The following is an 18738-nucleotide window of genomic DNA, read 5'->3' as shown; positions in this document are numbered from 1 at the left end:
CATGCCATCCGGTGACGCAAGTGACATAGGCCCCAAAGGCCCGGCCACCCAGGTCAAGGACTACATCGATCCCGACGGGGACCTGAGCTTCGGCTCGCCGACCCCGACCGAAGGGGCCGAACTCTGGAACCTCGCCCGCGAGACGGGGAACCTCGACGTCAACAGCAGGTACGGATACGTGCTGTGGTGCCGCGACTTCGCGGCCACCAGCGTCGTCGCCCGCGATCCGCTCGGCGTGATCGCGGGATTCATCACCGGCTACCGCAGGCCCGACGCGCCGGACGTGTACTTCGTCTGGCAGGTCGCGGTCGCGCCCGGCTTCCGCCGCCGGGGACTGGCGCGGCGCATGCTGGACCACGCGGTCCTTCGCATGCGCTCCAACGGAGTCCGCTACGTCGAGACGACGGTGACTCCGGACAACAAAGCGTCGATGCGCCTGTTCGAGTCGTTCGCCCAGGCGAACGGTGCGGACCTGACGCGCGACGTGCTGTTCTCTGAGCAAGAGCTCGGCTCCGGCCACGAGCCGGAAGTGCTCCACCGCATCGGGCCGTTCGCAGGCCCGGCGCGGACGCTCGAAGGCGCGCTGCCGGACTGAGCCCGGCCCTACCCGGGCACCGACATGTGCCGGCCCGGGTATGCGCCCGGCGTCCGAACCCAAGCAGCGGGCGCCGGGAAGCGGAGGACAGCTCAACCAGGCCGACCCAGAGAGATCATGCAGGTTTTCGAACAGGTCGAATCAGAAGTCCGCTCCTACTGCCGCAACTGGCCCACGGTGTTCACCACCGCCAAGGGCAGCCGCATCGACGACGAGCGGGGAAGGTCGTACATCGACTTCTTCGCCGGTGCGGGCTCGCTCAACTACGGGCACAACCACCCCGTTCTCAAGGAAGCCCTCCTGGGCTACCTCGCCGAGGACAACGTCGTCCACACCCTCGACGCCTATTCCAGCGCCAAGCGCACCTTCCTGGAGACGTTCCGCGACGTCGTGCTCGCCCCCAGGAACCTCGACTACAAGGTCCAGTTCCCCGGCCCCGCGGGGAACAACGCCGTCGAGGCCGCGCTCAAGCTGGTGCGCAAGTACACCGGCCGCGAGACCGTCGTGTCCTTCACGAACGGCTTCCACGGCATGACCCTCGGAGCCCTCGCGGTCACCGGGAACTCGATGAAGCGCGGCGGCGCGGGCGTACCGCTCAACAACGCCGCGACCATGCCTTACGACAACTACATGGACGGCCAGACCCCCGACTTCCTGTGGCTGCGCAGCCTCCTGGAGGACTCCGGGTCCGGGCTCGACCAGCCCGCGGCCGTGATCGTGGAGACCGTGCAGGGCGAGGGCGGCATCAACGTCGCCTCCGACGCCTGGCTGCGCGGGCTCCAGGACCTGTGCCGCGAGCACGACATGCTGTTCATCGTCGACGACATCCAGATGGGCTGCGGCCGAACGGGACCGTTCTTCTCGTTCGAGCGGTCCGGGATCTACCCGGACATCGTGACCCTCTCGAAGTCCCTGTCCGGCATGGGCCTGCCGTTCGCGCTCACCCTCATGAAGCCGCACCTGGACGTGTGGGAGCCGGGGGAGCACAACGGGACCTTCCGCGGGTTCGCGCCCGCGTTCGTCACGGCCACCGCCGCGCTCGAGACGTTCTGGCGCGACGACGAGTTCACCGCCGGCGTCGACCGCGACGCCGCCTGGCTCGACGCCGAGCTGACCGACATCGCCGCCAGCCACGCCGAACTCGGCGTCTCCACGCGCGGGCGCGGCCTCGCGCGCGGCATGGCCTTCGAGGACCCGGCGCACGCGGGCCAGGTCTGCCAGGAGGCCTTCGCGAACGGCCTGCTCATGGAGACCTCCGGTGCCGAGGACGAGGTCGTCAAGTTCCTCCCGCCGCTCACTACGAGCCGCGCCGACTTCGAAGAGGGCGTCGCCATCGTCCGCGAAGCCGTTGCGACCGTTGCCAAGGAAGCCGCCGCGAAGGGGTCCGCATGATCGTCAGACGACTCCAGGACCTCATCGGCACGGACGCTGACGTCGAAGGGCACGACCGCGACCAGGCCCGCGGCACGTGGCGCTCGCGCCGGCTGCTGCTCGCCCGCGACAAGGTCGGGTTCTCGCTGCACGACACCGTCCTGTTCGCCGGGACCTCCACCACGATGCGCTACGCCAACCACACCGAGGCCGTATACGTCATCGAAGGCTCCGGCAAGCTCCGCGACCACGAGACCGGCGACGTCCACGCCCTCACCCCGGGCACCATGTACCTGCTCAACGGCGGCGAGCGGCACACGCTCGACGTCGAGGAGGACCTGCGGTGCGTGTGCGTGTTCAACCCGCCGGTCACCGGCCGCGAGGTGCACGACGCCGACGGCACCTACCCCCTGCTCACCGAAGACGACTAGCTCACCGAACTGCCGATCAACGCGCCGCTCGCCTTGCGGCGCAGTGAGGAGCGAACGACCATGCAGTCCACCGACCTCTACCCGACGCGGCGCTTCAAGGAGCCGCGCCTCGTCTACCGCACCGAGGACCCCGCCGTGTGGGGCAAGCCCGGCGACGGGCCGCTCGACGAGGCGCAGCTCGGCGCGCACGAACTCGACGGGTTCACCGCGATCCAGGCGCTGCTCGAACCGGGCGAGCTCGCCGCCGCCCAGACCGAACTGAACCAGATCCTGCGCGACCCGGCCCTCGACGGCGACGAGCGCGTCATCCGCGAGCGCAGCACCGACGAGATCCGCTCGGTCTTCGACGTGCACCGCCTCTCGGCGCACTTCGCCGAGCTCATCCGCGACGAGCGGATCGCCGGGATCGCCCGCCAGATCCTGGGCTCGGACGTGTACGTGCACCAGAGCCGCGTCAACTACAAGCCCGGGTTCGGCGGCGCGCCGTTCGAATGGCACTCGGACTTCGAGACCTGGCACGCCGAGGACGGCATGCCGCGCATGCGCGCGGTCAGCCTCTCCCTGGCGCTGACCGAGAACTACCACTTCAACGGCTCGCTGATGATCATGCCGGGCTCGCACCAGACGTTCGTCTCGTGCGTGGGCGCGACCCCCGAGGACAACCACAAGGCCTCGCTGGTCAAGCAGGAAGTCGGCACGCCCGACCACGACTCGCTGCGGATGCTCGCCGACAAGCACGGCATCCACCAGTTCACCGGCCCCGCCGGCTCGGCGATCTGGTTCGACTCGAACTGCATGCACGGCTCGAACGGGAACATCACGCCGTTCCCGCGCTCGAACCTGTTCATCGTGTTCAACAGCGTCGAGAACGCCCTGGAAGCGCCGTTCGCGGCCGAGAAGCACCGCCCCGAGTACCTCGGCTCCCGCGACTGGACCGTCCTGAACTAGGCGGCGCGCAGCGCCGCCGCGACGGGGGAAGGCGCGGGCCCGGCTCGATGAGCCGGACCCGCGCCTCGTTCGTGCTCCGAGGGGGTGAGCGGACCTAGCCGGCCGGGATCTCCGGCACCTCGTCCTCGTCGTAGACCGGGGCGGGCATCGCCACCAGGATCTGGCCGATCATGTCCGCGTCGATCGGGGTGTCGCCCGTCCAGCTGACATGGATGCTGGCGGCCCAGCCGTCCGGGTGGAACATGTGGAGCTCGAGCACGTTGTCGGTGTAGGCCTCCCAAGTCTCGCCCGCGCCCGGCTCGTACGTCGTGACCACCGACTCGGAGGCCCAGGACAAGCCGTCCGGCCCCTCCCAGTACTCGCACGTGGCCGTCTCGGTGCAGCCCGCAAGGGACGGCCCGCGGTCGAGGAACTGGTTGATGCCCGGCACCCACCCGCCGGGCAGGTAGTAGCGCAGCTCGAAGTTGACCGGACCGGTCATCTCGTCGATCGTCGTCTCGTAGGGCAGCGTCCCGTAGCCGTGGTAGCTGCGGGTCGTGACCAGGCCCCGGCCCGTGATGCCCAGGGTGCGGGCCGACGGGTCGCCGAGCGTGGCCTCGGGGTAGACCTGCTCCAGTGCCTCCGCGGCGCCGATGACGCTCGCGGCGGCGCCGTCGATCGCCTCGGGGGTGTACTCCCACCCGGTGTCGTCGACCCAGCCGGTCGGGACGTCGATGAGCTCGTCGACGGCTTCGAGCGTGCTCGTGTCGAACTCGTACTGCGGCATCGCCAGCGCCGCGTCGGTCAGGTCCGCCAGCTCGACCGGGTGCGGGTCCCCGTCGCCGCAGTCGACGTCCCACGTGACGCGCAGGCCGGTGCCGTTCGGGTAGACCACGGCGATGTCGTAGGCGCAGCCGTGGTCGGCGGTCATGAGGGTCCGGCCGTCGTCGAGCGTGGAGGTCTCGAAGTCGGGGGCCTCGTCGGTGTAGTACGCGCCGTCGCTGATCAGGTGCTGCGGGAACAGCTGGTCGGTGATCGGGCCGGGCTCGGGAGTCCAGCCGCCCGGCCACAGGACCTCCACGTTGAAGGTGGTCCGGAGCTCGTCGCCGGCTTCTTCGGCCGCGCCCCCGGTGTAGCTGCGCAGGTAGGTCTGGCCGTAGTTGCCGGGGCGCTGGAGCGGGGAGACGTGGAGGCCGGTCTCGACGTCGTCGCATTCCTCGACGTTCTGGCCCGCCTCCGCGAAGTACTCGCACTCCCCGGTGTCGTTCGTGTTCACCGGGTCGGCCCAGATCCCGGCGTCGGCCAGGAGCTGCCCGAACGCCTCGGTGGCGTCCGCGCCGACGGCCTGCGCCTCTTCGGGCGCGACGATCGCGTTCGTCTCGGGGTCTTCGGGATACTCCCAGGCGTGGTCGTAGGGGTAGCCGGCCATCGACAGGTCTTCTATCGACTCGGCCGCGGGCGGGTCGGCCTGCACCGTCCGGTTCTCCGCGGGGTCGGCCTCGCCGATCGGCAGGCCGACCACGCCGATGACGAGGAGGCCGGCCACGGCCATCACACCGGTGGTCGCGGCGCCGCCGAGGAGGGCGCGGTGGCGGCGGCGCGCGCGGTAGCCGTCGCGCACGATCTGGTCGAGGTCGAGTTCAGCGGGCGGAGGCGGGGCTTCGGGCAGGACGGTGCGGAACATCGCCCCTGGATCGTTTTGCAGGTTCATCGGTCTTCAACTTCCTTCCGCTAGACCCGGGCCAGGACGGGGGAGTCGTGAAGGAGCTCCTTGAGCTTGCGCAGGCCCTTGGCGGACTGGCTCTTCACGGTCCCCGGCGAACAGCTCATGGCGGTCGCGGTCTCATCGACGGACAATTGCTCCCAGTAACGGAGCACGAGCGTCGCGCGTTGCCTGGCGGGCAGCAGGTTCAACGCCGCCACCAGCTCCAACCGCACGTCCACAGCCTCTTGTGGACGGTCGAGTTCCTGAACGGGCAGTTCGGAACTGGTCCGCTCGCGGCGAACCCAGGCCAAGCGCCGATGGGAGATGTACACGTTGGTGACGATTTTGCGGACGTACGCCGGAGCACCGCCCGGCTCGACGCGCCGCCATGCCGCGAACATCTTCGTGAGCGCCTTCTGCACGATGTCGTCGGCCTCGAACCAGTCCCCGCAGAGCAGGTACGCGTACCTGCGCAGGCTCTCGCGCTGGGCGATGGCGAAGGAACGGAACTCGGCCTCTTGCTGCTCCTTGGTCTTCACGGGGGCCTCTTTCAGGTGACGGGTCGGGGCCGGGCCGGCCGCGGTGTGGTGGATTCGGCGTGGCCCGACACGCCTACTACGCCGGAGCCGCCCCTGGGGTTGCCCCTCACCTGCACCGAATCCCCCACGTTGCCTCCATCACAGGAACCCGTTTGTAGCCGCCGCTGCGCATCCGGTACAGTTACATCCCGTCGGCGCCGCAAGCTTCGAGGCGCTAACACACCATTGGGGTATGGTGTAATTGGCAACACGGCTGATTCTGGTTCAGTTGTTCTTGGTTCGAGTCCAGGTACCCCAGCAACATAAGACATTGAGTTTATGAGCGGTCATCAGGTTGATGACCGCTCATTTTCGTCTAGCACATTTGCCTCGCACGTGCCCCGGTGCTCTGTCGCGGTCGTCGCGTGGGTGCTTCGCCTGGCGCACGGCCCGGTCAACGGCCCCGCCGCTTAGGCCGCGCTGCTCGGGCTCCTCGTTCGACCGTTTCCACCGCCTCGTCGGGGCCGCTATAGATCCGTCAGGGCGAGGAGTCGGTCCATCTGCGCCACAGGCAGGTTCGGGTTGCCCGCCGCAGTCTTCGCGACCCACGCGGACGGGTCGTCGAGCAGCCCCACCAGCACGTCCGCCGGTAGCCGCACATGGGTCGCGGTCACGGCCCGGACTGCTTCGTGAGGATCGGCCGCCAGCTGGCGGAGCAGGCCCTCCGGCAGATCGGGGTCCCGTGGTGCGAGTTTCCGCATCCGCGGTTCCGGGTCGGCGGCAAGGCGGCGCAGTGCCTCCGGCGGCAGTGGGAAGTCGTCCGCCGGACGCCAGTCCATACGTTTGAGCGGCCGGTAGCCGCGGTCGATGCGTTCGGCGGTGGCCGGATCGATCCTGTCGCGAGCATGCAACGCCATCTCGGTGCGAACACTGCTCTCCGCGTCGTTCAGGAGACGAGTGACCTCCGCTTCCGGAAGGTCGTCGCACATCGCCGCCGAGACGCGGAAACATGCATAGGGCGAGTCCACATGAGGCAGAGGATCGGCGGTCACCCATGGCAGGCTCATCGACCAGAACTCGATCCGGGCCATCTCATCCGAGATCCGCCGTTCGAACGCCGCATCGTCGTCTTCATCCAAGTCCTCGAACTGGGCCACCGAGAGCGGTTCGGACGGGATCCGCGCATGGATCTCAGCGCGCAGCGCCTCCGGGGTGTCCTTCCTGGCGAAGATGCCGAGCGCCACAGTCGTATCGGGGTCTGCGGCGAGCACGGCGCGCAGCCGCCCCGGGAGGTCCGGATGGCCAGCGATCTGCCTGCGCACCTGCTCGTCCGGGTCCGCTGCCAACCGGTCGGCCGTATCGGCGTCGAGCACGCAGTGCCGGATCACTCCGGCCCGGGTGGCGGGGTCAGACAGCAATGCCGGGATCAGGTCGGCGGGGGGCACCGGGTGGGGCGTCCTCGCGTAATAGGTCGAGCAGGCCGCCTGGCGCACCTGCTCGTCCGGATCGGTCAGGAGACGCCGGCGCACCGGTTCCGGCGCCTGCGTGAACCATTGAGCGAGCTTCGCCCGGACGGCCGGGTGCGGGTCCTCCGCAAAACGGGCGAGCAGATCCTCCGGGACGTGCTCACTTCTCGCCAGGTATTCGCGGACTTTCGGGTCCTCGTCCCCCGCCAGCCGCTCGTACAGCTCGCGAGGGAACTCGACCGAGCGCGAGGCCAGGGCCCTGCGGATCGCCGCCTCGGGGTGCTCAGCGAGCTGCATCCGGAACGCGTGGGGAAGCGCTGGGTTGCACGCCAGCGTATGCGTGAGCCGGTGGTCGTTGGTCGCGATGATCGCGGCGATCATGTCCTCGGTCAGATCCGGGCGCATCGCGACGTCGCCCATGCCTTTGCGGATGAAACGCCGGACCATGCCCGCCGGTAGGGCCGGATTCCCGGCCAACCCCTCGACCACGCTGCGCAGCTGCGGCGGTACTTGTTCTGCATCCGGCATGGCAGACGTCCTCCTCAGCTGCGGGCCGACTCACGATCGGCGACGATGGGCGTCAGATGTTGCAGCCCCGACCATTCTGCGGCATCAACGACCAGATCGGGTTTGCAGGACCCCGCTCATCGTGGCCGACCACTACCAGGAAGCGAATTTCCTCAGAGCTCCCACCTGAAGGTCAATGGCCGGTCCGCTCCCCGAACCAGGGGTGTAGTGCGTTGTGCCTATAATCGCCGGATATGATCCTCGATCCTGTTAACGAGTGATGCCTGGTTCGCATACGCCGCGATTGCCCCAGCAACATAAGACATTGAGTTTATGAGCGGTCATCAGGTTGATGACCGCTCAGATGTCTTTGAAGCATCCCTTGTCAAGCAACGCTTTTCGCGTCTTGGTCCTCGCGTCGGGCCCACTTCCGGCCCCTGAGTCGACCTGCCTCCTCACCTCAGCGGTCGCGCGACGGTTCCCGATGCGTGTGGCGCCAGGCGGGAGTGGAAACACCCTGGAGCACCGTGTCGACGATCCGCTCGGCGATGTCCTGATCCACCGGCAGATGACCGAAGAGGACTCGGTAGTACACGGTCGCGCCGAAGAGATCCAGGAGCAGATCGATGTCGGCGTCGGGGACGAGGTCGCCGCGTTCGATCCCTCGCCGCAATGCCTCGGCGGTCGTCGCCCGGCGTGGGTGGAAGTAGCGTTCCAGGAAGACGCGGTCGAGTTCGGGATCGCCAGCGAGGTCGGCCACCAGGGCGGGCAGGACGGTGCGGCCGATTTTCACCGGGTATGCGGCACCGAGGGTGCGAATGCCTTCCACCAGGTCGCATCGCGTGCAGCCCGTGTCCGGAGTGGGCGCGGTCCCGACGATCGCGGCGAGCGCGTCCACGACCAGATGAGCGCGGCTCGGCCACCTGCGGCGAAGCGCCGGCTTGCTCGTGGAGGCCCGGGCGGCGACGGCTTCGAACGTCAGCCTTGCGTACCCGACCTCGTTCAGCAGCTTCGCTGTCGCTTCGATGACGGCCTGGTCGATGCGCTCGTCGCGGGGCCGCCCGGTCCGTGTGTCTGTCACGTCACATAGTCTAGCATTTACATTCCGTTCCGCAACGGAACATAATTTGTCTCATGATGCATTCCACAGCAGCAACCGGCGGAGTGCTCTCTGCCGCGCACCGGTCCCGCACCGTCGGCGTGACCCTCACCGTGAGCCTCGTGGCGTTCGAGTCGCTCGGCATCGCGACGGTGCTCCCCGGCATCGCCCGCGATATCGGTGGACTCGGGTCGTACGGCTGGGGCCTCGCCGCGCTCATGCTCGCCAGTCTCATCGGCACCGTGCTCGCAGGACGCTCCTGCGACCGCCGCGGCCCGCACCGGCCGCTCCTCGTCGGGCTCGCCGTGTTCGCCCTCGGCTGCGGCATCGCGGGCAGCGCGACGTCGTGGCCGCTGTTCCTACTCGGACGTTGCGCCCAGGGCCTCGGTACCGGCGCCTTGATGGCCATGGCCTACACCGTCATCGGGCTCACTTACCCCGAACGACTGCGGGCCCGCATGTTCGCACTGCTGTCCTCGGCCTGGACCGTGCCGTCGCTCGTCGGGCCCGTCGTCGCCGCCGCTCTTGCTTCGGCCGCAGGGTGGCAGTGGGTGTTCGTGCTGATGCTCCCCCTCATCGTCCTCGCCGGGGCGCTCACCCTTCCCGGCCTGAGGCGGCTCGACGGCCGGGCGGACGACGCGGCCCGGACTCCCCGGTGGCGGGGACCCGCCGCGGCCAGCGCCGCGCTCGCAGCGGGCACCGCGCTCCTGCTCTTCGGGTTGCAGCTGCGTCATCCGGCTGCCGCGTTCCTATGCGTCGCAACGGGTGCGGTCGTCGCCGTCGCCGCAGTCCGAGTCGTCACCCCTGCGGGGACACTTACCGCACGGCGCGGCGTGGCGTCCGGCGTCATCGTGCGGTTCCTGCTGTGCGCCGTGTACTTCGGCAGTGAGGCGTTCCTCCCGCTCGGGCTCACCGAGCTTCGCGGCACCGGCGAACTCGAAGCCGGCCTGGGGCTGTCCGCGGGCGCGCTCGCGTGGGTCGCCGGCTCGGTGCTCCAGGCCCGGTGGGACACCGGGAGAGTACGCGCCACCGTGGTGGGGTTCGGGGTGCTCGCCGCCGGACTCGCCATCATGGCGTTCGGCGTACTCGCCGGACCCGGCATCGTCGCGGTGCTGGGGTGGGCCGTCGGAGGGATGGGCATGGGCATCGCCTTCAATGCCGCCACCACCGAAACCGTCAGCCAGACTCCGGCTGCGGGCCAAGGCGAGGTCAACGCCGCGCTGCAACTCGCGCAGACCCTCGCCACAGCCGTGGTGAGCGGTCTCGGCGGCGCCATAGTCGCGCACTCCGGCCCTGTGCCTCAGGCGTTCCTGACGACGTTCCTCGTCACCGGCCTCCTGGCCGTACTCGGCCTTGTACTTGCGCCCCGACTGCGCGCCAGCGGGGGAGGATCGGTGCAGGCCGGATGAGGGCGGGCTCGAGCTTTTTTGAGACGTTTTCCGCGTTCGCCTCACTCAGGAGGCATAGGTGATGCGGTGTGAACCGGTGACTCTCCATCAAGCTGTTCTCCCAGCATCCTTACGAGTGCCGCTTGGTTCGCATACGCCGCGATTCCCCCAGCCAAATTGGTCTTATCCAAACAAGCAGGCCCGCTGAGCGGGCCTTGTTTGCCCTGGTCAACGACTGCGCGACTTGGCGCTTGTCTCAGTTGGCGAGTTTCTTGTAGCAGGTCATGGCGGTGCCGCCGTGCTCCGAACCCTTCCAGGCCCGGAGCACGGCGGTCAGGTCACCTCAGGCCATAGGCCGCGATGGTCTTCTGCACGACTTCGACGCCTGCGGCATCGGTGGCGGTCATACGGACCGAGACATGCTTGGCGTCCGCAGGGTGGTGGAGGATGGCGGTGGCGGTGCCGACGGCGAGGTCGGCGTCGAGTTCAACTGGGGACCAGGTGTTTCCGTCGTAGGAGACTTCGAGCCCCATCGCCGCGGCTTCGAGCCCGTCGCCGTCGGCGTCGACCAATTCGAGGGTGATCGGCTGCGCGCGGTTCGACGTCGACCCGCCCACGACGTCCGGGGCGGTGAGCACCACGGCCGGGAGGACGAGTTCCTGCTCCGTTCCGGGTTCGACTGCGGCCGGGTCGAAGTCGAAGCTCCAGTCGATGAAGGACTTGAAGGCGTACGGCCCGCTCAGCGGCTCGCGGGAGCCGCCGATGCTGAGGTCGTAGCGGCCGGATTCGGCGAGGTCAAGGCCGAAGCCGTAGAGAGGGTCGATCCCCGAGACCGTGTCCACCCGCTGGCCGTCGCGGCGCAGCTCGACGTCGCCGTTGTAGCCGATGAGGACGACGGCTTCGCCGTTGCTGCTGGCACCCAAGGGAACAGACATGTCAAGGGTGACACGAGCCGAGCCCCTCGGTGTTGGCGACTATGGCGTCGGAGGCTCCGGCCGTCAGGGGGCCGCGCGGAAAGCTCCGCTCGGTCTTGCCCGGCGTATGCACAGTGCCCTCGGTCTTCTCGGTGAAGCCGTCGATCACCTCCAGACAGCGTGAGACCGTCGCACTTGTATCAGGGGACGTCTCGCGGCTCTTGATGAGGTGGTCAGGGGCGCTTGGCGAAATATTTAGGTTAGCTCGTACCGGCCCAGCATGTGAAAATCGGGTGCCTGAGGGAGGCGCATCGATGAGTCATGACCTGACGCGGTATCACGAGACGCCGCGTGACGACAGCATCTGGGTCGGCGGGCGGCCCGAGCCGGTGGCGATCGCCATCGCCGCATACGATCCCGTCTGGCCGGCACTTTTCGAAGAGCTGGCCGCGCGCGTCAGAGCGGCGCTCGGTGACAAGGCCCTAGGCGTCGAGCACGTGGGATCGACATCGGTGCCCGGCCTTGCGGCGAAGCCGGTCATCGACATCGCCTTGACCGTGGCGGACCCGGCCGACGAGCCGGCGTACCTGCCCGAGCTGGAGGACGCAGGGTTCATGCTCGTCATACGCGAACCCGCCTGGCATCAGCACCGCGCCCTGAAATTCGCACGCCCGAACGCGAACCTTCACGTTTGGGGTCCGGGCTGCCCCGAAGTCGAGCGGCAGCGCATGTTCCGGCAGTGGCTCATCGACCATCCCGAGGATCTGGCCACGTATCAGGATGCCAAGATGGCCGCAGCCTCCGCGGCGAACGAGGCGGGCGAGATCGTCACCGAGTACAACCGCCGCAAGCAGCCGGTGATCCTGGAGATCTACGATCGGATGTTCCGCTCACGTGGATTGATCTGAGTACATCGGTACCGGCACGCGCTCGACATCGCGGACGAGGTGGGCCTCACCAAGCTCGCGCATCGCTCATCTGCTGGAGACGCTTGGCGCACAACGTCATTCGGACCTGCTAACACGATCCCAAGCGGGAATTCCCTGGCCCGCCCCACCTCCCGATTGCTACATTCAGGCGATGGAGGACACGACATCCGTGATCACGATTCGCCAGGCTACCGGCGCTGATGCGGCCGAACTGGCTCGGCTGCGGTGGGAATTCAAACTCGAAGAGGAGCCGGTGGCACCGGAGGTCGGAGCGCAGCAGGCGTTCCTCTCCAACTGCGAGGCATGGCTGCGCACCCGGCTTGCCGGTACCTGGAAGGCGTGGGTCGCCGAGACGGCCGACCAAATCATCGGTCATGTCTTCGTTTCGGTCGTCGAGCGGATGCCGTCACCCACCGGTATCGACGCGCCGATCGGATACCTCACCAACTTCTTTGTCGTACAACAGCATCGCGGTCGAGGCGTTGGCGCCAGTCTGCTGGAAGCGGTCAACGACCACGCCAGGAAAGCACCGCTGTGCACCGTGATCGTCTGGCCATCGGAACGCAGCGATCCCCTCTACCGGCGCCACGGGTATGCGGTCAGCGACGAGCTACTGGAACAACACCTCATCCACGACTGACAACTTGAAGTACGTTCTTATCCAGCGTTGGAGTTCGGGGACCCCTTCTCGCTTCCGCACCTCGAGATCGCCCGCTCCTCGCCCCTTGCCCTGCGGCCCTGGGGTCCCGTCTCGGGCGACGGGTTGAGGCCGGTGGCGCGCAGGGTCAGGTTGAGGCGGCCGGTGAGGCCGAGGCTGCTGGGGGCGGTGCCGGAGAGGATGCGCGGCACGCCGTGGAAGGCGAGGCGCGAAGGGCCTCCGAAGACGAAGAGGTCGCCGCTGCGCAGCTCCAGGTCGGTGTAGGGGCGCGAGCGGGATTCGGTGTTCCCGAAGCGGAAGACGCACGTGTCGCCGAGGCTCAGCGAGATGACCGGGGCCTTCGACAGTTCCTCCTTGTCCTGGTGCATGCCCATGTGCGCCTTGGCGTCGTAGAAGTTGAGCAGGGCCATGTCATATTCGAGGCCGTCGCCCGGCGCGCCGCCGTAGGCGTCGATCGCCCGGCGGGCAAGCTCGCGGAGTTCGGGCGGGAACGGCTTCACCGGGGAACCGTCATCGGCCGTCTTCGAGAAGTGGTACGGGCGCCAGTGCCAGCCGAGGCACACCACTTTCGCTGACATGACGCCGCCGCCCGGCGTGCGCACGGTGCGCATGCCCGCCGGGGGCCGGGCCCATTCGCGGCATGCCGCGACCAGCTCGCGCTGTCGCTGCTCGTCGAGCCAGTCCGGCAGCAGCACCGCACCCGGGGCGACCTCGGTGCGGTCCCTCGGGAACAGCTCGCCGTCCATATCTCCGAGCGTAACCGGGGGCTCTGACATCGTCGCCGGGCTGCGGAGTGCTGGTAAAGATCGGATGAGTGTGGCTCTATGCAGCGACTCCGCGTGTTTTGTCCGTGTTCAGAGCGATCTCTTGACGTCATACATCATATGTAAGTACGATGAATCATTACATTGATGTATTTCGATTGAAGGCCTTCGGTCTTCATGGCGCGCAAGGAGATGCGGCTGTGTTGCATAGAAGAGAACGGTCCGTGCGGGGGCACGGGTACGCCCCGCGCCGGCTGGCGGCGCTGATCGGCGCCATGGTCGTGGCGGTCGTCGGGGTGCTCGGCGCGCCGTCGGCGCAGGCCGCCGATCCGGCCGCGGATGTCGCGCCGCTCGCGGCGAGCGCAGGTTGTGGGAGCGCTCCGACTCTGTCGAGCGGCACGCACACGATCCAGAGCGGGGGCACGAACCGCTCGTTCATCCTGAGGGTCCCCGACAACTACGACAGCAGTCGGAACTACCCGCTGATCTTCGCGTTCCACTGGAACGGCGGCACGGCCGGGGACGTGGCCGGCGGCGGCACCGACGGCCAGCTGTGGTCCTACTACGGCCTCCAGCGCCTGTCCAACAACAGCGCCATCTTCGTCGCGCCGCAGGGCATCGGCAACGGCTGGGCCAACTCGGGCGGCCGGGACGTCACCTTCGTCGACGACATGATCGCGCGCATCGAATCCGGCCTCTGCGTCGACACCGCGCAGCGCTTCGCCCTCGGCTTCAGCTACGGCGGCGGCATGAGCTACTCCCTGGCCTGCTCGCGGGCGACGGTCTTCCGTGCGGTCGCGGTCTACGCCGGCGGGCAGCTCAGCGGATGCAGCGGCGGCACTCAGCCGATCGCCTACCTCGGCATCCACGGCATCGGCGACAACGTCCTCAACATCTCCGCGGGGCGCTCGCTGCGCGACCGGTTCGTCGCCAACAACGGCTGCACCCCGCAGAATGCGCCCGAGCCCGCATCGGGCAGCCGGACGCACATCGTCACCAGCTACTCCGGCTGCCGGGCCGGCTACCCGGTCCAGTGGGCCGCGTTCGACGGCGGCCACACCCCCGGTCCGATCGACGGGACCTATGAAGACGGCTGGGAGACCTGGACTTCGGCAGTGACCTGGAACTTCTTCTCCCAGTTCGGTTCCGGCGACCCAGGCGGCGGCGACGGCCAGATCGTCGGCGCGCAGTCGTCGCGCTGCCTCGACGTGGCGGGCCAGTCCCAGAGCAACGGCGCCCAGCTGCAGCTGTGGGACTGCAACGGCGCGGCCAACCAGCAGTGGACCAAGACCGCCGCCGGTGAACTGCGCGTCTACGGCGGCAAGTGCCTCGACGCCGAAGGCGGCGCGACCGCCCCCGGCACCAGGGCCATCATCTGGGACTGCCATGGCGGCGCCAACCAGAGGTGGAACGTCAACTCGAACGGCACCATCACCAGTGTCCAATCGGGACTCTGCCTCGACGCCTCGGGGAACGCGACCGCCAACGGCACCAGAGTCGTCCTCTGGACCTGCAACGGCGGCGCCAACCAGCGCTGGACGGTCGGCTGAGCCCGAACACCCGAACCGGAGCGGGGGCGCACCCCGGCCCCCGCTCCCCGTAACCCGCTCCCCGGAACCCATCAGCCGGCACGCGCTCCGAACCGCTGCGTGCCTGAACCCCTAGGAGACCCTCATGTCCGATGCATCCGCCCGGCGTGCCCGCGCGCGCCGCCGAACCGTCCTGGGGAGCGGCCTCGCCGCCCTTGGGAGCGCTACGATCCCCGCTGCGGCCGCGGCGTCCACCACCCCGGCCGAAGTCCGGCCCGCGGCGCAGGTCGCACCCGAGAACGTCACGGCCGCATGGACCGACCCGCCCAACGGCTACCCCGAGTGGAACAACAACATCGGGATCTTCGAGGTCGGCGCCGAGCCCCCGCACGCCACTCTCATGCCCTACGCCGACCTCCCGCAGGCCCTGCGCGCCGACCGCACCGACTCGCCCTATCGGCTCGACCTCGACGGCGACTGGCGGTTCCAGCACGCCCAGCGCCCCGCCGACCGCGACGCCGAGTTCTGGCGCACCGACCGCGACGACACCGGCTGGGACACCATGCCGGTCCCCTCCAACTGGCAGCTCGCTGGCTACGACTTCCCGATCTACCTCAACTTCACCTATCCCTGGTGGGGTGCCAACGGCCAGAACGAGAACGCCCAGCCGCCCTTCGCGCCCACCCGGTTCAACCCCGTCGGCCAGTACCGCCGCACCTTCGACCTCCCCAGCTCCTGGCAGGGCCGCCGGGTCCTTCTCCACTTCGAAGGCGTCAAATCCGGGTTCTACCTGTGGGTCAACGGCACCAAGGCCGGCTACCGGGAAGGCTCCTACACACCGTCCGAATTCGACGTCACCGCCCACGTCCGCCCCGGCGCCAACCTCATCGCGGTCGAGGTCTACCGCTTCCCCGACGGGGACTGGATGGAAGACCAGGACATGATCCGCCTCTCCGGGATCTTTCGACCGGTCTTCCTCTACTCGCTCCCCACGATTCACTTGCGCGACTTCAAGATCGACACGCCGCTGCGCGACGGCTACACCAACGCCGACCTGGTGGTCGCCGCATCGGTCCGCAACAAGGGAGCCCAGCAGTCCGGCACCTACACCGTCGAGACCCAGCTCTACGACGCCGGCGGCCAACCGGTCTGGGCCGCACCGCTCACCGCGCAGGTCGACATCGGCTCCGTCCCAGCGGGCCGCGACGCCGTCGCCCGCGGCACCAAAGCCGTCACCGGCCCGAAGCTCTGGTCGGCCGAGCACCCGAACCTCTACACCGCCGTGCTGCGGCTGCGCGACCCCTCCGGGACCGTCACCCAGACCGTGTCCGCTCGGATCGGCTTCCGCGAGTTCGCGATCCGCAGCGGCCTCATGCGCATCAACGGCAAACCGGTCTCGCTGCGCGGCACCAACCGGCACGAGATGGACCCCGACCACGGCGCGGCGCTGACCCGCGAGGACATGGTCCGCGACATCACGGTGATGAAGCGGCTCAACGTCAATGCGGTCCGCACCGCCCACTATCCCAACCACCCCGACTGGTACGACCTCGCCGACGAGTACGGCCTGTACGTCATGGACGAGGCCAACCTCGAGACTCACGGCGTCCGCGACAACTACCCGGCGTCCAACTCGGCCTGGACCTCCGCGGTCGTCGACCGGGCCGCCCAGATGGTCCACCGCGACAAGAACCACCCCTCGGTCATCATGTGGTCCCTCGGCAACGAGGCCGGCGGCGGCTCCAACTTCGTCGCCATGCGCGAGGCGATCCGAGCGGCCGACCCGACCCGCATCATCCAGTACGAAGGGGACAGCCGGCCCGCGGTCAGCGACATCCGCACCCAGATGTACAACACCGCCGCCGGGATCCGTGACCGCGCCCTCGACACCGGCGACACCAGGCCCTACATCCTCGTCGAGTACTCCCACGGCATGGGCAACTCCAACGGCGGCCTCAAGGAGTACTGGGACGTCATCCGCCAGTACCCGATCCTGCAGGGCGGCTTCCTCTGGGACTTCGCCGACCAGGCCCTGCGCTGGCCGATCCCGCTCGGCGGCGGCAGGACCTACCTCGCCTACGGCGGGGACTGGGGCGACAACCCCAACGACGGCAACTTCAGCGGCAACGGCTTCGTCCTGGCCGGCCGCGAACCGACCGGCAAGTCCGCCGAGGTCAAACGGGTCTACCAGGCGATCAACGCGACCGCCGGGAGCAACATCGCCGCAGGCGACGTCCGGATCGCCAACGAGTACGCCTTCGCCAACGTCAACGAGTTCGACGGCGCCTGGTCGCTGGTCGCCGACGGCGCGGTCATCCAGAGCGGCCGCCTCACCGCGCAGCAGCTCGACATCCCGCCGCTGTCGAACAAAGTGATCCAGGTGCCGATCCAGCGCCCGGCCACGATCGCCCCCGGGACCGAGCACTTCCTTGAGCTGTCCTTCACCCTCAAATCCGCGACCGCCTGGGCCGACGCCGGACACGAGGTGGCCGTCCAGCAGCTCCCGGTCGACTTCGACAGCCCGCCGGTCGTGCCGCTCCCGCTCGCGCAGGTGCCGACGCTGACCGACGCGCAGACCAGCGACCGGTTCACCATCACCGGCAACGGCTTCAGCGTCGCCGTCTCGCGGACGACCGGCGAGATCGTGGCGTACGAGGCGATGGGCATGCGGCTGATCAACTCCGGCCCGGTCCCCAACTTCTGGCGGGCACCCACGGACAACGACCGCGGCAACGGCCACCCGACCCGCAACGGCACCTGGCGGGCCGCCGGGCGCAACCGGACCGTGACGGGCGTCGTCCTCGAGCGGCCGTCCGACCGCTCCAGGCGGATCACCGTCACCGGCACGCTGCCGACGAGCACGCAGTCGACCTTCCGGACTACGTACACCGTCTACGGCAACGGCGAGATCAGAGTGGACGGCTTCCTCCATCCCGGCTCCTCGAGCCTGCCGTACATCCCGGAGATCGGCACGATCCTCCTCCTGCCCTCGGCGCTGGAGCAGATGCACTACTACGGGCGCGGCCCCGAGGAGAACCACTGGGACCGCCGCACGGGCACCGACGTCGGCGTCTACGCCTCCACGGTCTCGGACCAGTGGACCCCTTACCTTCGGCCGCAGGAGAACGGCAACAAGACCGACGTCCGCTGGGTCGCCCTCGTCGACGGCGCCGGGCGCGGCCTGCTCGCGACCGGCGAGCCGCTGCTGGAGGTCAACGCCTCCCACTTCACGCCGGAGGACCTGTCGGTCGGCACCCGCCACGACTACCAGCTGACCCGCCGCCAAGACGTGGTGCTGCGCCTGAACTACCGGCAGACCGGCGTCGGCGGCGACAACAGCTGGGGCGCGCAGCCGCTCGACCAGTACAAGCTGTTCCCCAGCCGCGACTACTCCTACACCTACCGGCTCAAGCCGCTGCCGAGCGTCGGCCAGGCGATGGCGCTGTGGCGCAGGCCCACCGAGACCGGTGGCGGCAACGCCGGGCCGGTCGAGCCGGGCGTGCACTACCGGCTCGTGGCGCAGCACAGCGGCAAGGCCGCCGACATCAACGGCGCCTCGACCGCCGCCGGTGCGGCGCTGATCCAGTGGACGCCCGGCAGCGGCTCGAACCAGCAGTTCGACTTCATCGACGCCGGCGGCGGCTACTGGCGGATCAGGGCCCGGCACTCGGGGCTCGCCCTCCAAGTGGCCGGCACGGGAACCGGCGCGGACATCACCCAGCAGCCGATCAACGCCACCGCCACCGCTCAGCAGTGGGCGGTCGTCGACCACGGCGGCGGCACCGTCAGCTTCGTCAACCGCGCCAGCGGCCTGGCGATGGACGTCTGGGGCGCCGCCACCGCCGACGGCACCCGGATCTCGCAGTGGAACGTCACCGGGGGCGCCAACCAGCTGTTCGCCCTGCAACGAGTCTGAAAACGCAAGAGACCGGGCGGC

At 68.8% G+C, this 18738-nt stretch carries 15 protein-coding genes and 1 tRNA gene; 10 read left to right on the top strand and 6 right to left on the bottom strand.

Annotated elements, in window-relative coordinates; translation table 11 throughout:
• Position 1: 1 nt before the first annotated feature.
• From ectA to thpD, 4 genes are all read left to right on the top strand, one after another.
• Complete coding sequence (gene ectA / locus J5V16_RS07355) at positions 2-595, top strand: diaminobutyrate acetyltransferase (RefSeq protein ID WP_208495420.1); 594 nt, start codon at positions 2-4, stop codon at positions 593-595.
• Positions 596-712: 117 nt separating this feature from the next.
• A complete protein-coding gene (gene ectB, locus J5V16_RS07350; RefSeq protein WP_208495419.1) occupies positions 713-1987 on the top strand; it encodes a diaminobutyrate--2-oxoglutarate transaminase in 1275 nt (424 codons plus the stop codon).
• On the top strand, positions 1984-2397 hold the full coding sequence (locus J5V16_RS07345; protein ID WP_208495418.1) for an ectoine synthase: 414 nt from the start codon (positions 1984-1986) through the stop codon (positions 2395-2397). Before ectB ends, J5V16_RS07345 begins: the two co-directional genes overlap by 4 nt.
• Before the next feature lie 60 nt (positions 2398-2457).
• Positions 2458-3345 (top strand): ectoine hydroxylase, encoded by an 888-nt coding sequence (thpD, locus tag J5V16_RS07340; protein WP_208495417.1) that lies wholly within the window; start codon positions 2458-2460, stop codon positions 3343-3345.
• Between the two features lie 94 nt (positions 3346-3439).
• Here the strand turns inward: thpD and J5V16_RS07335 are convergent, their stop codons facing one another.
• Both J5V16_RS07335 and J5V16_RS07330 read right to left on the bottom strand, forming a co-directional pair.
• Positions 3440-5035 (bottom strand): hypothetical protein, encoded by a 1596-nt coding sequence (locus J5V16_RS07335; protein WP_208495416.1) that lies wholly within the window; start codon positions 5033-5035, stop codon positions 3440-3442.
• A 20-nt stretch (positions 5036-5055) separates the two neighbouring features.
• Positions 5056-5568, bottom strand: a complete 513-nt coding sequence (locus J5V16_RS07330; RefSeq protein ID WP_208495415.1) for a SigE family RNA polymerase sigma factor — start codon at positions 5566-5568, stop codon at positions 5056-5058.
• Between the two features lie 226 nt (positions 5569-5794).
• Between J5V16_RS07330 and J5V16_RS07325 the strand changes: the two genes are divergently transcribed.
• Positions 5795-5866 (top strand) — tRNA-Gln (locus tag J5V16_RS07325).
• Between the two features lie 208 nt (positions 5867-6074).
• Here J5V16_RS07325 and J5V16_RS07320 read toward each other — a convergent pair.
• Together J5V16_RS07320 and J5V16_RS07315 are read right to left on the bottom strand one after the other, a co-directional pair.
• Positions 6075-7541 carry a hypothetical protein gene (locus tag J5V16_RS07320; protein ID WP_208495414.1) on the bottom strand — a complete coding sequence of 489 codons (1467 nt, stop codon included), beginning with the start codon at positions 7539-7541 and terminating at the stop codon, positions 6075-6077.
• 439 nt (positions 7542-7980) lie between these two features.
• Positions 7981-8601 (bottom strand): TetR-like C-terminal domain-containing protein, encoded by a 621-nt coding sequence (locus J5V16_RS07315; protein WP_208495413.1) that lies wholly within the window; start codon positions 8599-8601, stop codon positions 7981-7983.
• Between the two features lie 53 nt (positions 8602-8654).
• Here J5V16_RS07315 and J5V16_RS07310 point away from each other — a divergent pair, with 53 nt between their 5' ends.
• A complete protein-coding gene (locus J5V16_RS07310) occupies positions 8655-10028 on the top strand; it encodes an MFS transporter (RefSeq protein ID WP_208495412.1) in 1374 nt (457 codons plus the stop codon).
• Positions 10029-10345: 317 nt separating this feature from the next.
• Here the strand turns inward: J5V16_RS07310 and J5V16_RS07305 are convergent, their stop codons facing one another.
• The gene (locus J5V16_RS07305) at positions 10346-10942 is read right to left on the bottom strand and encodes a hypothetical protein (RefSeq protein ID WP_208495411.1); all 597 of its coding nucleotides are present in this window, start codon (positions 10940-10942) and stop codon (positions 10346-10348) included.
• Positions 10943-11235: 293 nt separating this feature from the next.
• On the opposite strand from J5V16_RS07305, the gene J5V16_RS07300 reads away from it, so the two are divergent.
• Complete coding sequence (locus J5V16_RS07300) at positions 11236-11829, top strand: GrpB family protein (RefSeq protein WP_208495410.1); 594 nt, start codon at positions 11236-11238, stop codon at positions 11827-11829.
• A 172-nt stretch (positions 11830-12001) separates the two neighbouring features.
• Positions 12002-12490, top strand: coding sequence for a GNAT family N-acetyltransferase (locus tag J5V16_RS07295; protein ID WP_208495409.1), 489 nt, complete (start codon positions 12002-12004; stop codon positions 12488-12490).
• 17 nt (positions 12491-12507) lie between these two features.
• On the opposite strand, the gene J5V16_RS07290 is transcribed toward J5V16_RS07295, so the two are convergent.
• The gene (locus tag J5V16_RS07290) at positions 12508-13254 is read right to left on the bottom strand and encodes an alpha-ketoglutarate-dependent dioxygenase AlkB family protein (protein WP_208495408.1); all 747 of its coding nucleotides are present in this window, start codon (positions 13252-13254) and stop codon (positions 12508-12510) included.
• 293 nt (positions 13255-13547) lie between these two features.
• Here J5V16_RS07290 and J5V16_RS07285 point away from each other — a divergent pair, with 293 nt between their 5' ends.
• On the top strand, positions 13548-14822 hold the full coding sequence (locus J5V16_RS07285) for a lectin (RefSeq protein WP_408612393.1): 1275 nt from the start codon (positions 13548-13550) through the stop codon (positions 14820-14822).
• A 124-nt stretch (positions 14823-14946) separates the two neighbouring features.
• Positions 14947-18717: a glycoside hydrolase family 2 TIM barrel-domain containing protein gene (locus J5V16_RS07280; RefSeq protein WP_208495406.1), complete on the top strand. Its 3771-nt coding sequence runs from the start codon at positions 14947-14949 to the stop codon at positions 18715-18717.
• Positions 18718-18738: the final 21 nt, after the last annotated feature.

Source organism: Glycomyces niveus, from assembly GCF_017592475.1.
Lineage (GTDB): Bacteria > Actinomycetota > Actinomycetes > Mycobacteriales > Micromonosporaceae > Glycomyces > Glycomyces niveus.
Note: the sequence above shows the minus strand (reverse complement) of the source record. Positions and strands in the feature narration are given on the sequence as shown.